Origin of the sequence: Nocardia sp. NPDC059236, from assembly GCF_042754085.1 — a bacterium.
GTDB lineage: Bacteria > Actinomycetota > Actinomycetes > Mycobacteriales > Mycobacteriaceae > Nocardia.
The window spans coordinates 41,786-55,453 of sequence record NZ_JBHZAF010000006.1 but is presented as its reverse complement, the minus strand read 5'-3'; the positions used below and the strand labels follow the sequence as shown (position 1 = coordinate 55,453).

Annotated in this window: 14 protein-coding genes; 3 read left to right on the top strand and 11 right to left on the bottom strand. The window is 67.4% G+C overall.

Annotated features, from left to right (window positions below; all coding sequences use genetic code 11):
* A complete protein-coding gene (locus ACFXIV_RS17365) occupies nucleotides 1–867 on the bottom strand; it encodes an LLM class F420-dependent oxidoreductase (protein ID WP_379400663.1) in 867 nt (288 codons plus the stop codon).
* Nucleotides 868–992: 125 nt separating this feature from the next.
* On the opposite strand from ACFXIV_RS17365, the gene ACFXIV_RS17360 reads away from it, so the two are divergent.
* Both ACFXIV_RS17360 and ACFXIV_RS17355 read left to right on the top strand, forming a co-directional pair.
* On the top strand, nucleotides 993–1,538 hold the full coding sequence (locus ACFXIV_RS17360; protein WP_379400619.1) for a YdcF family protein: 546 nt from the start codon (nucleotides 993–995) through the stop codon (nucleotides 1,536–1,538).
* 105 nt (nucleotides 1,539–1,643) lie between these two features.
* Entirely contained in the window at nucleotides 1,644–3,236 is a 1,593-nt protein-coding gene (locus ACFXIV_RS17355; RefSeq protein ID WP_379400620.1) for a GMC oxidoreductase, read from the top strand.
* A gap of 63 nt (nucleotides 3,237–3,299) precedes the next feature.
* On the opposite strand, the gene ACFXIV_RS17350 is transcribed toward ACFXIV_RS17355, so the two are convergent.
* The 9 genes from ACFXIV_RS17350 to ACFXIV_RS17310 are packed head-to-tail and all read right to left on the bottom strand — an operon-like array spanning nucleotide 3,300 to nucleotide 11,949.
* Nucleotides 3,300–3,881: a hypothetical protein gene (locus ACFXIV_RS17350; protein ID WP_379400621.1), complete on the bottom strand. Its 582-nt coding sequence runs from the start codon at nucleotides 3,879–3,881 to the stop codon at nucleotides 3,300–3,302.
* 22 nt (nucleotides 3,882–3,903) lie between these two features.
* Complete coding sequence (locus tag ACFXIV_RS17345; RefSeq protein WP_379400622.1) at nucleotides 3,904–4,860, bottom strand: MlaD family protein; 957 nt, start codon at nucleotides 4,858–4,860, stop codon at nucleotides 3,904–3,906.
* Nucleotides 4,857–6,026: an MlaD family protein gene (locus ACFXIV_RS17340; RefSeq protein WP_379400623.1), complete on the bottom strand. Its 1,170-nt coding sequence runs from the start codon at nucleotides 6,024–6,026 to the stop codon at nucleotides 4,857–4,859. The genes ACFXIV_RS17345 and ACFXIV_RS17340 overlap by 4 nt, the downstream gene beginning before the upstream one ends.
* Nucleotides 6,023–7,105, bottom strand: coding sequence for an MlaD family protein (locus ACFXIV_RS17335; RefSeq protein ID WP_379400624.1), 1,083 nt, complete (start codon nucleotides 7,103–7,105; stop codon nucleotides 6,023–6,025). The genes ACFXIV_RS17340 and ACFXIV_RS17335 overlap by 4 nt, the downstream gene beginning before the upstream one ends.
* Nucleotides 7,105–8,181: an MlaD family protein gene (locus ACFXIV_RS17330; protein ID WP_379400625.1), complete on the bottom strand. Its 1,077-nt coding sequence runs from the start codon at nucleotides 8,179–8,181 to the stop codon at nucleotides 7,105–7,107. Before ACFXIV_RS17330 ends, ACFXIV_RS17335 begins: the two co-directional genes overlap by 1 nt.
* The gene (locus ACFXIV_RS17325) at nucleotides 8,169–9,221 is read right to left on the bottom strand and encodes an MlaD family protein (protein WP_379421288.1); all 1,053 of its coding nucleotides are present in this window, start codon (nucleotides 9,219–9,221) and stop codon (nucleotides 8,169–8,171) included. The genes ACFXIV_RS17330 and ACFXIV_RS17325 overlap by 13 nt, the downstream gene beginning before the upstream one ends.
* Entirely contained in the window at nucleotides 9,218–10,246 is a 1,029-nt protein-coding gene (locus tag ACFXIV_RS17320; RefSeq protein WP_379400627.1) for a mammalian cell entry protein, read from the bottom strand. Before ACFXIV_RS17320 ends, ACFXIV_RS17325 begins: the two co-directional genes overlap by 4 nt.
* Nucleotides 10,247–10,249: 3 nt before the next feature.
* Nucleotides 10,250–11,113, bottom strand: coding sequence for an ABC transporter permease (locus tag ACFXIV_RS17315; protein ID WP_379387864.1), 864 nt, complete (start codon nucleotides 11,111–11,113; stop codon nucleotides 10,250–10,252).
* Complete coding sequence (locus tag ACFXIV_RS17310) at nucleotides 11,113–11,949, bottom strand: ABC transporter permease (protein WP_379400628.1); 837 nt, start codon at nucleotides 11,947–11,949, stop codon at nucleotides 11,113–11,115. The genes ACFXIV_RS17315 and ACFXIV_RS17310 overlap by 1 nt, the downstream gene beginning before the upstream one ends.
* 383 nt (nucleotides 11,950–12,332) lie before the next feature.
* Between ACFXIV_RS17310 and ACFXIV_RS17305 the strand changes: the two genes are divergently transcribed.
* Nucleotides 12,333–12,563, top strand: coding sequence for a nuclear transport factor 2 family protein (locus tag ACFXIV_RS17305; RefSeq protein ID WP_354850256.1), 231 nt, complete (start codon nucleotides 12,333–12,335; stop codon nucleotides 12,561–12,563).
* On the opposite strand, the gene ACFXIV_RS17300 is transcribed toward ACFXIV_RS17305, so the two are convergent.
* Nucleotides 12,564–13,649 (bottom strand): calcium:proton antiporter, encoded by a 1,086-nt coding sequence (locus ACFXIV_RS17300; RefSeq protein ID WP_379400629.1) that lies wholly within the window; start codon nucleotides 13,647–13,649, stop codon nucleotides 12,564–12,566.
* Nucleotides 13,650–13,668 lie beyond the last annotated feature (19 nt).

Genomic DNA, 13,668 nt, shown 5'->3' with positions numbered 1-13,668 from the left:
CTAGATGGTCGCCAGGCGCGGGAGCAGGCGTTCGGCGAATTCGGTCGTGAAGGCGATGGGATCGCCATCGGGCATGAAGTCCAGCTCGGTGATGCCCAGGGCGGCGAGCTGCTCGACCTCCCGCAGCACCTGGTCCGGATTGCCGAGGGCATCGGACACATAGACCGCGGTCTTGCGGATGGCGTCGTAGTCGCGGCCCTCGGCCTCGCAGTGCGCGCGCAGCACGGCCAGCTTGGCGGCGACCTCCTCGGGGCTGCTCGCGAAGAGATTGCAGGCGTCCGCGTAGCGGGCCACCAGCAGCAGCGTCTTGCGCTCACCGCCGCCACCGATCCGGATGAGCGGGCGCGGCCGGCTCAAAGGCGCTGGCACGCACAGCGTCTCGGCCAGCTGGTAGTGCTCGCCCTTGTACGGCCCATTGTCGGGGCCCCACATCTGCAGGCAGATCTGCAGTGTCTCCTCGAGCCGTTCGAACCGCTCGGCCATCGGGACGACCGGTACGCCGAGCCCGCGCTGTTCCCGCTCGTACCAGGACGCGCCGATGCCCAGTTCGGCCCGTCCGCCCGAGAGCACGTCGAGGGTGGTGACGATCTTGGCGAGCAGGCCGGGATACCGGTACATCACCCCGGTCACCAGCAGTCCCAGCCGCATGCGCTCGGTCAGCGCCGCCAGGTAGCCGAGGGTGGTGTAGCCCTCCAGCATGGGTTCCTCGGCGGTGCCGCGAAGCTCCATCTGGAAGTAGTGGTCCATGACCGTGAACTGCGCGAATCCGGCCTGTTCGGCAATGCGCGCGGTATGCGCCAGCGTCGACGCGATCCGGTCGGTCGCGGCGGGGTGCGAGTAGTTCCAGTAGTGCAGGCCCAGCTCCATGGCGAACTCCTCCGTTGGGGACGACATGCCTTGTTTCGTGCGTGATGCCATGCGTTCGTGCGCAATACAGTCTGCCCCACGATCACGCCGGGAAGGTCGGCGGCGGGATCGGTACCGTCGGAGGCGTGCCTGCTCTCCGGAGGGTCATCGCAGGGATCGTCGCCGTGACGGCGCTGATCGTCGCTCTCGCGTTCGCGGGGCTGCCGGTGTTCGTGCACCCGCAGGTGGATCCGCTGCGCCGGGCCGACGCCATCGTGGTGCTCGGCGGGACGGCCTACGCGCGTTACGACGTCGGGTTGCGGCTCGCCGAGGAGGGCTATGCACCCGAGCTGCTGATCTCACGATCCACCGGCCAGAACGACCCGGTGATGGACCGCTACTGCGACGGCGGGTTCGACTTCACGGTCTCCTGCTTCGTGCCGAATCCGTGGACCACCCAGGGCGAGGCCGAGGAAATCCGCCGGCGGGCCCAGGCCGGGCACTGGCAGCACATCATCGTGGTGACCTATACACCGCACGTCTCGCGCGCGCGGTACATCGTGGGGAAGTGTTTTTCCGGCCAGATCACCATGGTCGCCAGCCCCAGCGATTCGGGGCTGTTGTTCTGGTCGTGGATGTACGTGCGGCAGTCGGCGGGTTATGTGCGCGCGTTTCTGCAGCGCGGATGCTGAGCCGAAAGATGCACCACGGCCGCGCAATTGAACGGTTACGATGAGGTCCGGGCAAAGGGAAGCGCGTCCGTCGCGGGGGTGGATGCGGGTGCGGGAGGATTTCCGGTGCGTATCGACGACCTTCGTGCCGTGCGGGACAGCGAGCTGACGGCCGACCTGTGCATTATCGGGTCCGGACCGGCGGGTCTGACCCTGGCTGCCGAACTCGCGGGAAGTTCGCTACGGGTGCTGGTGCTGGAGAGCGGCGGGCGCGAACTCGCCCCCGGCACCGATGCGCTCAATGACATCGAGAATATCGGCGCCGCGCGGGCCCAGCCGTATCGCAATGCCCGCAATCGCATTCTGGGCGGCAGTTCGCACACCTGGAGCGGACGCTGCGCACCGCTGGACGAACTGGATTTCGCGGCCCGCGCCTGGGTCCCGTTCTCCGGCTGGCCGATCGGATTCGCCGAGGTCCAACCGTATCTGGATCGGGCGGCGGGCCATCTGGGACTGGGGTACGGGGCCGGGTTCACCGGCGACCGGTTCTGGGAACTGGCCGACCGGATACCGGCCCATCCGGAGGTGGACCGGCGCTGGCTGCGGCCCTACTTCTGGCAGATCAGCAAGGACCCGGCGGATCCGTTCGACTCCAAGCGATTCGGCGTCCACGCCGGGGAAATCTCCGCGGCCAATGTTCGAATTCTGCTGAATGCCACCGTTTCCCATATCGATACCGATCCGGACGGCACCCGGGCCGAGGCATTACGGGTGGTGGATTCCGACGGAAATGCCCGTATTGTGCGTGCGACGCGAATTGTGCTGGCCGCCGGAGGAATCGAAAACGCGCGCCTGCTGCTCGCGTCGAATCGCATTGTGCCGGAAGGTATCGGTAATCGTCACGACGTGGTGGGCCGGTATCTGCTGGATCATCGTTGCGGTGTGGTGGGCGCGCTGGACCCGCACACCTCGGCCGCCGCGCGTGACCGGTTCGGTAAATACGTGGTGAAAACCCGCGGCGGTAAGCACACCTTCCTGCACGGGCTGGCGCTGTCGCCGGAAATCCAGGCCGGCGAGGGACTCCTCAACTGCGCCCTGTGGATTCAGGAGGTGCCCGCCGAGGACGACCCCTGGGAGTCGGTGAAGAACCTGTTGCGCGGGCATATGAACCTGCACGACGCCCGCACCGTCGCCAGCCATCCCGGCCTGCTGCTCTCCGGGGCCAAACGCCGGCTCATCGACCACACCGGCCTGCCGCGCAAGCTCGAACATGTGGAACTGCGCTGCATGGTGGAGCAGACCCCGGATCCACGCAGCCGGATCACATTGAGCGACACCGTGGATCGCCTCGGCATGCCGCATCCGCGCATCGACTGGCAGGTCAGCGCCCAGGAGGACGCCACCGTCCGCCGCGCCGCCGCCCTGGTCGCCGGCGAGTTCGCCCGCCTCGGCTATCGCCCGCCCGCCCTGGACGAATGGGTCCGCGAGGCCAGTGATCTCCCGGTCCGGCTGACCGACTGGGCGCACCCCACCGGCGCGACCCGCATGTCGGCGGACCCGCGCACCGGCGTCGTGGACGGCGACTGCCGCGTGCACGGCATGAGCAACCTCTATATCGCCGGCAGCTCGGTCTTCCCCACCAACGGCCACGCCAACCCCACCCTGACCATCGTCGCGCTGGCCGTGCGGCTGGCCGACAAGCTGCGCGGCGCCGCCTGACGGGTGCACCGAAAGGCCCGCCGAGCTCGAAAGCTGCGGCGGGCCAGGGTTTTCGGCGCGCGACTACTGCTTGGGCAGCGGGAGGTCGATGCCGCCGACGTCGGTGACCTTCCAGTCGCTCCTGGGGTCGACACTCACCGTGTAGTAGATGGTGGTGAGGACACCGTCCGGGTTCTGCGCATTGGTGGAGTTGACGTTCAGATAGACGTTCACCTTGTAGGCGCCGTTGTCGCGATTGGTGACCTGCGAGCTGAGCAGGGTCGGGCTCGAGGTCCACTTCAGCGGAACCAGGATCTCCTGCAGCTTCGAGGAGGTGGCATCGAACTTGCTCGCCAGCGCCGGGGTGGTGTTGGACTTGAGGCGAGCGGTCCAGGCATTGAAGTCGGAGAAGTTGAGGTTGGCCGCGCCCATGGCGTAGTCGGAGGCCACCTGCTCGGCGTGCTTGTCGTTCGCGGCCTGGGCGTCGCGGTCCTTCAGGTCGCCGCGCGCGGACTGCCACAGCACGGTGACCGTCACCAGCGCGCCGACGAGCAGCACCGCGGCGACCGCGGTCACCAGGGTCGAGACCTTCAGCTGCACCGTCTTGCCTGGGGCGGGCGCGGGATCCGGGTCGACCGGCTGCTTCGATTCGGTGTCCTGAGACATGGTCTCCTCCTTGCTGGTACTGCTACTTCACGCCGACCTGCACGCGCACGGCACCGTCACCGGTGGACGCGAGCGCCTGCGAGATCAAGCTGCTGATATTGAGCTGAGGCCCGGCGGTGCGCGCCGCGTCGGCGAGCGGCTGCAATTGGGGCGCGAGGGTCTTCAATTCGGGTCCGGCCTGCTGCAGCCACTCGGTCAGCTTGGCCAGGAAGGGCGCCAATCCGTTGCCGGAGACATATGCCTGCGGCCCGGGGGCACGGTCGACCAGTCTACCGACGGCATTGATGAGCTCCTCGAGCGACTGCTCGAACAGCACGAACGCCGGTGCCGCGGCCGCCGTCGCCTCGCCCATGCCATCGATATTCGAGGCCGCCGTCTGGAAGCTGTTGAGTAGCTGAGCAATCTTGGGTTCGCGGCTCATAATCGCGGCGGCCAGTAGATCACCGGCGCGGGCCAGGTTCGGCATTGCCGAATCCGTGTCGTGGAAGGCCGCTCCCAGCGTGCTCGCCAGCGAGGCCGCGACCTTCGGGTCGAGCTGGTTCATGACCTTGTTGACCAGTCGCGACACCTCGGGAATGGACAGCGGCGACTTCACCGCGGCGGCATCCAGGCGCTGGCCGTCCCTCAGGTACGGCCCGCCCGCGGTACGGGGCCGGAATTCCACGAACGGCTCGCCCAGCGCGGACAGCTGCTCGATGGTGACGTCACTGTCGGTGGGCAGCCTGCGGTCCCCGTCGATGCGGAAGCCCACCTCGACGCCGCGCGCGGTGGAGTCCACCGACGTGATCCTGCCGACCCGCATACCGGTGAGCAGGATGGGCGAACCCACGCTCAGCCCACCGGAATTCGCCATCACCATGGACCCGTCGGTGTGGTGCGCGAACGGATCCGCCCGCACCACGCCGAAGGTCAGATAGCTCGCGCCCACCACGGTGACGGCCGCGATGCCGCCCAGCGACGCCAGCGAACCCCACTTCATCGCACCGCTCCGATCATGCGCAGCCCGGCCAGAATGTTGGTGACCTGATCGTCTCGGGAGACCGAATCCGCCTGGATGCCGGTGATGTTCACTTTGGGCCCGTTCTCGACGAACGGAATCAGCTTGTCCCGCAGCAGCGAGGTCAGCAGCGACAGGTTCGAGGGCACCGACAGGTCCAGCGGCCGTCCCGAAAGCACCAGCGGTGCAAAGGATTGCGTCACCGGATCCAGCGCGGTGGCCAGCGGGGCCAGCCACACCAGCGACTGCCCGAGCTGGCCGAGCACGGCGAAGATCTGCGTGACGCCCTTGATCGAGCCGGTGATCCCGGTCATGGCGTCCACCGACTCCTGGCTGAGCTCGTGGTCCAGGAAGTCCGCGCGATCGTGCAGCACCTGGGCGTTCACACCCAGACCGTCGAGCAGCTTGTCGACCTGGTCCAGATTGGCCGCCAGATCCACCGCGTTCCCGGCCGCGTTCTGCGCGATCCGCTTGGTCTCCCCGGGATCGCGGGGCAGCACCGCATTGAAGTGGTTGATGATGTCCTGCAACTGATTCACGGCCCCACCCTGGGTGAAGGCGGCCAGCGCGGCCATGGTGTCCTCGAGCTGCACCGGCGGGCGAGTGTGGTCCTGGGTGATGGTGCCGCCGTCCTTCAGCAGCGACCCGAACCCGTCCGGCGGCGTGGTCAGCGCCAGATGGATGTCACCCAGCACCGTGTTCTGCCGCAGCTCGGCCACCGTCGTGACCGGCAGCTGCACCTTGGACGAGATGTCAGCGTCCACCACGACATAGCCGCCGCGCCCGCCCGCGTGCGCCGAATCCACCACGCGCACACCGCCGACCGAACCGACCTGCGCGCCATTCGCGATGACCTTGGCCTTCGCGGGCAGATTCAGCACATTGCCGAACTCGATGTGAATCCGGTAGGTGGGCCCCGAAATCGTGGTGCCCGGCACCGGCACCGAGGACGGGTCGAAGGCACAGCCCCCCGCCCCGGCGAACAACCCGGCAGCCAGCACAGCGGCTCCGGCACGCCTGGCCGCACGTCCCCGCGGACGCATGTCGGAGCCTGCCCCCTGCGCAGGCTTCGACCACACCGAGCCGCCCTCTCCCGCACCGGAACCGGGCCGGGTGGCGACGACGATCTCCCAGCGTCCGAACCTCATCGCACACCTGCCATTCCGAGCACCAACGGGACCAGCGGGACGTTCACCATGCCGTTGGCGGCGTCGGTGCAACTGCCCGGGGTGACGGCATTGACGGCGGCGCAGACCTGTTCGGCCTGCGGGGCCGGCAGGGCCGCGCGCGGGGAGCCGTAGGTGATGCCGTTGCCCATGACGTGCTGGGCCGCATTGGTCAGCACCGGGAGTTTCAGCATGACCTCGGAGAGCGAGCCGACATTGGCGCGCAGCAGCCGGACCAGCGGCAGGGTGTCGTCGAGACCGCGCATGATCGGGTCGCCCGCGATGGTGACCAGATCATTGAGCATGGGCAGCACCGCACCGAGCCGGTCGATGAGTTGCGCACCGGGACCGAGCAATTCGGTGCTGGCATTGTTCAGGGCGAGGGCCAGCCGCAACAGCATGGAGCGCAGGTCGCCCCAGTGCTGCTCGACCTTCGCACCGACCGCGGCGAAGGCGTCGAAGATGCCCGCCAGGTGCCCGATGTCGGCATCCGGCTGGGCCAGCGCCGAACCCAGCTTCTCGACGATCTCATTGATCTGCGGGCCCGCGCCCTGGGTGGCCGAGTCCAGCGCGGACAGGCCGTGCGCCAGCGCATCCGGGGCCTGCGCCTGCTGCAGCTGCGCGGACAAGTCGGCCAGCGCCGTCAGGGTCTCGGTAATGCTCTTGGGCGTCAAGGTTTTGGTGATGCACTGCGACGAATCCCAGTGCGCCAGATCCTTGCCACTGTTGAGCACCGCGAGATTGCGATCGGCCACAATGGAATCAGAGACCGTGGTGGCGGCGGCGTCCGCGTACACGGGGTACTTCGCGTCGACGGAGAACTTCACCTTGACCTTGGTGCCGCCCGAATCGATGGAATCGACGGTGCCGACCGGGATTCCGCGCATGGTCACCTTGTTGCCCGCGTACAGACCGACCGCGTCGGGCATGACAGCGCAGTAGGAGACTGTCTTCTTCATCGGGTCGAACCACAGGAGGTACCCGACCACCGCCAGCAGTACCACCAGCACCGCACCGGCGACCGACATGAACGCCTGCGATCCGAGCATCCGCTTGAACATCAGCAGTCCTTCCCCGGCACCGGAATGCACACCTGCGGCTGTGCCGCGGGCTGCTGCGGCTGCGCCACCGGCTGCTCCGACAGCGCGACGGTCTGCTGCGACTGGTCGATCTGCACGCCGCCGTCCGGAATCACCAGGTCCGACAGCTTCTTCTGCAGGTCCTGCGCGGCGGTCAGGGTCGGGGTGAACTTCTGGCCGAGCTGTTCGAGCTGGGTGATGGCGTCGGTCAGCTTGGGCTTCAGATCCGACCAGGTGGGTTCCGCACCGCCGAGCCGGCCGAGCACATCGCTGAGCAGCCGGATGGCCTCGGCCATCTCGGCATGCTTGTCGTCGAGCACGGTGACCAGCAGGTTGGCATTGTCCATGAGCCGGCCCAGATCGGATTTCGCGCCGTCGTACATGCGCACGTACTCGTCGGCCACGGCCACCGCATTGGACACCTGTCTGCGCTGTTTGTCCAGCGCGTCCACATAGGTGTCGACCGTGGCCAGCGTGGTGCGCAGGGTGTCGGGCGAGCCGTCGATCGAATTGCCCAGTGCCGCAAGGTTCTTGTTCAGCGTCGAGCCGTCGATCTTGGAGAGCGGGGCGGCCGCGTCCTGGAAGGTCTCGATCAGGCTGTAGGGCAGGCGCACCCGGTCCGCCGGAATGGCCGCCGACCCCAGCGGCTTGCTCCCGGCCGGGAACACCGCCACATAGTGGCCGCCGACAATGGTCAGCATGCGAATGTCGAGGGAGGTCTGATCGCCCAGGAACACATCGGATTTCACCGTGAAGCGCATGACGACCTTGTCCGGCTTCAATTCCAGCGACTTCACCTCGCCGACCGAGATGCCGGCGATGCGCACATCGTCGCCCGCCTTCACCGACTGCGCCTCGGACAGTTCCGCGGTGTAGGTGTGCTTGCCGAACGGGATCACATACAGCGCACCGGCCGCGGTCAGGCCCAGCACCACCAGCACCGCGCCGATGATGCCCTTATGCAGGTGCCGCTTCTGCTTGGTGGCGTCGTCGACCACCCGATCGTCACGTTTCAAACCGAGCCCGCTCGAGAAGCGGGGCAATGTCATCCGTTGCATATCGCCACCTGCTGTCCCGACACGAGCACCCTGACCACCGCCGGCACATCGGCGGTTCCCTTGCTGCACACCGGCTTCCAGCCGCTCGGGCTGGTCGGCAGGGCCGCGTCGGCCGCGCCGAGCACCGCGGGCAGGCGGCCGAAGGCGTCCACCGCCTCCCTGGCGTCGGGGAAGATCTTGCGGATCAGCGCGTCCACATCGGACCCGCTGTCGATCCCCAGCGAGCGCAGCAGATTGTCGATGGGCCGCAGCATCGAGGGCGCGGTGACCGCGAATTGCGCCAGGCCGCCGATGTTCTGCTGCAAAGCCTCGAAGATGTCGGAGAGCTGTTTCAGCAGCGGCACCAGGTAGTGCACGCGCCCGCCCAGCCGGTCCGACAGATCCGACATGTTGTGGATCAGCGTCGAGATCACCTGCTGCCGGTTGTCCACGTACGACGCCAGTTTCCCGATCGCGTCCATGGCCGGGCCGATCCCGCTGCCGTCACCCTCGATCAGGGCCACCATGCTGGCGCTGAACTGGTTGATGGCCTCCGGGGAAATGGTCTGCAGCACCGGCTTCAGGCCGTTGAACAGCTGCGTCACATCGAATGACGGGACGGTGTGGTCCTCGCCGATGCGCGCGCCCACCGGAATCCGGTTGCCCGGCTGCGGCTGCTGCTGCAGATCGATGTACCGCTGCCCGGTCAGATTCTGGTAGCGGATGGCCAGCTTGGAGTTGTCGTAGACGGGCGCATCGGTCTTGACCGACAACTGCACCCGCGCCTTCGCACCCTCGAGACCGATCTGCTTCACCTTGCCGACCTGCACGCCGAACATGCGCACGTCGTCACCGACCTTCAAACCGTTGGCGTCGGTGAAGATGGCATCGTGGGTCTCGGTCTTCCCCGACACCGGGCGCTGAATCGCGGTGAGCACCAACATGAGCACCGCCACGATGACGCCCGCGAACAAGGCCAGCCGCCAGGCTGCGGCTTTCACATGCCCACCCGTCGCCCCACCGCCACCCCTGATGGAATCGCTGCGCGATGCACGCCTCATTTGGCCCCTCCCAGCAGCGGCACCGCGATGGCCGGCACACCCTTCAGGTCGACCTCCACATTCAGCACCGGCCCCTGCCCGGTGTCCGGCATGGCCGCGCGCAAACGCTCCAGCAGCAGGCGCAATTCGGCCGCGGACTGCTGCGGCTGCGGCACCATCTGCGCGAGTGCGGTCAGCACCGGGACCAGCATGTCGGTGGTGCCGGAAAGCTGATTCCCGGCCTGGGTGAAGGTGGTCGCCAGCGCCGGCAGCAGCTGACCGGTGACCGTCGCGACGCCCTTGTCGTAGGCGGCGCGGTCGGTCTGCAGCCGCTGCATGCTGCGGATCAGATCCACCACCTGCACGGTCGCGCCCGCGAACCGGCCGCCGCCGTCGAAGGCCGGGCCGAGGTTGCCGAACAGCTCCGACATCGGCATCTTCTGGTTGTCGGTAATGGTGCGCTGCGCGGTGATGAGCGCCTGCGCCAGCGGCATGAGCGCCTGGGTATCGGCCGCGGCCTGTGCGATCACCGACGCCATCTGCGGGGTCAGCACCGAACCGCCCACCTGCGAGGCGCTGCGCAGCAGCGAGCCCATGGTGGCGTCGTAGACCGCGGCGGCGTGGCTGCCGGTGAAGTCCAGCACCGTGCCCGAGCGCAGCGGGGAACCGCCCGCGCCCCTGCGCAATTCGATCTCGCTGATGCCGAAGAGGTTGGCCGGCGCGTAGTCCACCTGCAGGCTGTCGTCCAGCCCGAACAGCTCGGCATCGTCGAGCCGCAGCGAAATCTGCTGTGTCCCGTGCCGATCCGGCGCGATCTCGGTGACCTTGCCGATCACCACGCCATTGGCCCGCACGTCGGTGCCGACCAGCACGCCGTCACCGATCTGCTCGGTGTGCAGTGAAATCGGCAGTCCGGTCTCGGTTTTCTGTGACCGGTACAGCGCCCAGCCCGCCACCACGGCCACCACCAGCGCCAGCGCGACGGTGCCGACCGTCATCGCCCGCTTGCGATCGACGGCCACACCCGGCATTCCGTAATTCGGCATCCCCTACCCCGTGAACGTAATGGCCGAGTTGAAGCCCCACAGGGACAGCGACAGCACCATGTCCATGGCCACGATGGCCACCGAACTCGCGCGCACCGCCTTACCCGAGGCGATACCCACGCCCTCCGGCCCGCCGGTCGCGAAAAAGCCGAAGTAGCAGTGGATCAGGATGACCACCACCGCGAACACGGCCACCTTGACCACCGCGGCGATCACGTCGAACCCGGACACGAACTGAAAGAAGTAATGGTCGTACACACCGGCCGAGGCCCCGTGCACCAGCGTGATCAGCCCGCGGCAGGCCGCGTAGGACAGGATCAGCGCGATCAGGAAGGTCGGCACGATGGCGACCGCGCCCGCGAGCACGCGGGTGGTCACCACGAAGGGAACCGAACGCAGACCGAGGGATTCGATGGCGTCGATCTCCTCGGAGATGCGCATCGACCCGATCTCGGCGGTCATGCGGCAGCCCGCCTGCGCGGCGAACCCGATGGCGGCCACGATCGGCGCCAGCTCACGGGTGGTGGCGTAGGCCGACACCAGGCCGGACACCGGGCCCATGCCCAGCATGTCCAGCGTGGTGAACGACTCCACCGCCACCGACGCGCCCATGACCAGGCCGAGCACGATCATCATCGGCACGGTCCCGCCGCCCACGATGACCGAGCCACGGCCCCAGGTCATATCCGAGATGGCCCGCATGGTCTCGCTGCGATAGCGCTTCAGCGTCAACGGAATCGACGACAGCACCTGCCAGACGAAGGCCAGCGTGAAGCCCAGGTTCTCCACCCGGCGCAGGATCAGGCCACGGCGGCGATAGGCGCGCGCGGCCCAGCCCAGCCCCTTGGGCACATAGGTTGCCGACATCAGGCCAGCCTCGTGGGCAGGAAGAGATCGGTGATCTGGGTGGCGACCAGATTGACGGTCACGATCGACACCACCGACAGCACCACCGCGGCATTCACGGCGTCGGCGACACCCCGCGGGCCGCCCTTCGCCTCGAGCCCGCGCTGGCAGGCGATGATCACCACGAGGAAGCCGAAGATCACAGCCTTCAACAGCGACACCCACACATCGGCGGTGGTGGTGAAGGATCCGAAGGTGGACCAGTACGAGCCCGGCGTCACGCCCTGCCCGCCGATGGCGACGCCGTAGCCGGCGAGCACGCCCACGAAGATGATGAGCACGTTCAGCAGCGGCGCGACGAAGACCATGGCCACCAGGCGCGGGATCACCAGCCGGTGAATCGGGCTGATGCCCATGGTGTTCAGCGCGTCGATCTCCTCGCGAATGGTGCGCGCGCCCAGATCCGCCGCCAGTGCCGCGGCGCCCGCGCCACCCAGCAGGAAGCCGGTGGCCAGCGGCGCGCCCTGTTTGATGACGCCCAGGCCGCCGGTCGCGCCCAGCAGTGAATCCGCGCCCAGGGTGTGAATCAGATTGCCCACCTGGACCGAAACGATGACGCCGAACGGCATCGCGATGAGCACGGCCGGAATCGCGGTCACGGTAATGAGCCGCCAGGCCTGGAGAATGGCTTCTTTCCATTGGAATTGGCGGCGCGCGATATCGGTGACGGTGCCGACCACCGCTTCCTCGGCAATTCCGACCGCGCGACCGAAGGTGCGCAGCGACGCCACCGAGGTGCTGGAGAAGTTGTCACGCACGATGCGCACGGCGGACCGACCAGGGACGGCCCGGGTCATCGCAGGACTGCTTCTTCGAGACGCCGGAACCGACGTGTGGTGGCGAGCTTCAAATTTCTTCTCCGTGATCGGCAACACTGCCTGCCATCAAAGCTAATGGTTACGCGGAGTTACATCAAATCGGTTCGAGGTGTGATCGGAACCTCTAAGTTACCTACCGGTACATCCGGAGTCAGTCCCGGTCAGCGGGACGAATAGCCATGTGACCTGCAGTTCTAGAACGTGTTATCAGAGCAGATCGGCTATAACTATGACGCTGAGCACGCCCCGGGCGAACCCCCGGCGAGGCGGTTTCGGGGCCCTCAGCCATACCTGAAGCCGAATAGAGTGATCTCGCAGCAACCCCAATTTCCCATCGAACCCACGCGAAATGCGGACAGTGCGTGTTCACTGTCGCTGTGGACAACACGGTGTCGGCGGTCCTGCACACGATCGAAGCCGGCGACTGGGCGGAATTCGCGAAACTGGTGCACCCCTATGTGCATTGGACCGAGGACGGCGTCACCACCCGCGGACGAACCCGCGTCATGGCGCTGCTGTCCCGGCACGATGCCACCAATCCCGCGACGTCCTACGAACTGCGCGACGGCCAGATCTATCGCTGGAACTCCTGATTACGGACTGACCGCCAGAAAAACGAAGGCCGAGAACAACACCAGGTGCACGCAGCCCTGGAGCAGGGTCGCGCGTCCGGGCACCACTGTGAGCGCGCCGACCACCACGGTCAATGCCAGTAGCACCATCTGGGTCGCGCCCAGGCCGAGCATGAGCGGGCCCTCGATCCAGACCGAGGCGAGCGCGATGGCCGGAATGGTCAGGCCGATACTGGCCATGGCCGAACCCAGCGCCAGATTCAGCGAGATCTGCACCCGGTCGCGGCGCGCAGTACGCACGGCCGCAATGGTTTCGGGCAACAGCACCAGCATCGCGATCACCACACCGACCGCGGACTGCGGCAGCCCGGCCGCGGCGATACCGGATTCGATATTCGGTGTGTCCACCTTCGCCAGCCCGACCACGCCGATCAGGGCAACCAGCAGCAAACCCAGACTCAGCAACGCCTGCCCGCGGGTGGGCGGCTCCTCGTGCTCATCGTCGACCGCCGCGATCCCCTCGACGGGCAGGAAGTCGCCGGGATGCCGGACCGTCTGCACCATGACGAAGACGCCGTAGAGAACCAGCGAGGCCACGGCGGCGAAGGCCAGCTGCGAGGTCGAGAACACCGGGCCGGGTTCGCTGGTGGTGAAGGTCGGCAGCACGAGACTCAGGGTCGCTAGCGTCGCGACCGTGGCCAGCGCCGCGCCGGTGCCCTCGGCATTGAAGACCGCAACCCGCCGCCGCAGCGCGCCCACCAGCAGCGAGAGGCCGAAAATGCCGTTGCACGTGATCATTACGGCGGCGAAGACGGTGTCGCGGGCCAGCGCGGCGGACTTCCCCGGACTGGACACCATGAGCGTGACGATCAGTCCGACCTCGATGATGGTCACCGCCACCGCCAGGATCAGTGATCCGAACGGCTCGCCCACCCGGTGCGCGACCGTCTCCGCGTGGTGCACCGCGGCCAGCACCGCGCCGATCAGCACGGCTCCCACCAGTACCGCCGGGACCGGGGTCAGCTGCCGGCCCCAGGCCACCACCAGCACCGCGGCGCCCAGCACCGGGAGGATGGCCGACCAGTACCGCCTGCAGAAACCCACCATGACCCCATCGTTGCAGCAA

Bases quoted from the DNA above. Each gene is read 5' to 3' on its own strand.
- ACFXIV_RS17330 (WP_379400625.1), bottom strand. From the start codon at position 8,181: ATGCAACGGATGACATTGCCCCGCTTCTCGAGCGGGCTCGGTTTGAAA.
- ACFXIV_RS17300 (WP_379400629.1), bottom strand. From the start codon at position 13,649: ATGGTGGGTTTCTGCAGGCGGTACTGGTCGGCCATCCTCCCGGTGCTG.
- ACFXIV_RS17350 (WP_379400621.1), bottom strand. From the start codon at position 3,881: ATGTCTCAGGACACCGAATCGAAGCAGCCGGTCGACCCGGATCCCGCG.
- ACFXIV_RS17320 (WP_379400627.1), bottom strand. From the start codon at position 10,246: ATGCCGAATTACGGAATGCCGGGTGTGGCCGTCGATCGCAAGCGGGCG.
- ACFXIV_RS17315 (WP_379387864.1), bottom strand. From the start codon at position 11,113: ATGTCGGCAACCTATGTGCCCAAGGGGCTGGGCTGGGCCGCGCGCGCC.
- ACFXIV_RS17345 (WP_379400622.1), bottom strand. From the start codon at position 4,860: ATGAAGTGGGGTTCGCTGGCGTCGCTGGGCGGCATCGCGGCCGTCACC.
- ACFXIV_RS17325 (WP_379421288.1), bottom strand. From the start codon at position 9,221: ATGAGGCGTGCATCGCGCAGCGATTCCATCAGGGGTGGCGGTGGGGCG.
- ACFXIV_RS17310 (WP_379400628.1), bottom strand. From the start codon at position 11,949: ATGACCCGGGCCGTCCCTGGTCGGTCCGCCGTGCGCATCGTGCGTGAC.
- ACFXIV_RS17365 (WP_379400663.1), bottom strand. From the start codon at position 867: ATGGAGCTGGGCCTGCACTACTGGAACTACTCGCACCCCGCCGCGACC.
- ACFXIV_RS17340 (WP_379400623.1), bottom strand. From the start codon at position 6,026: ATGAGGTTCGGACGCTGGGAGATCGTCGTCGCCACCCGGCCCGGTTCC.
- ACFXIV_RS17335 (WP_379400624.1), bottom strand. From the start codon at position 7,105: ATGTTCAAGCGGATGCTCGGATCGCAGGCGTTCATGTCGGTCGCCGGT.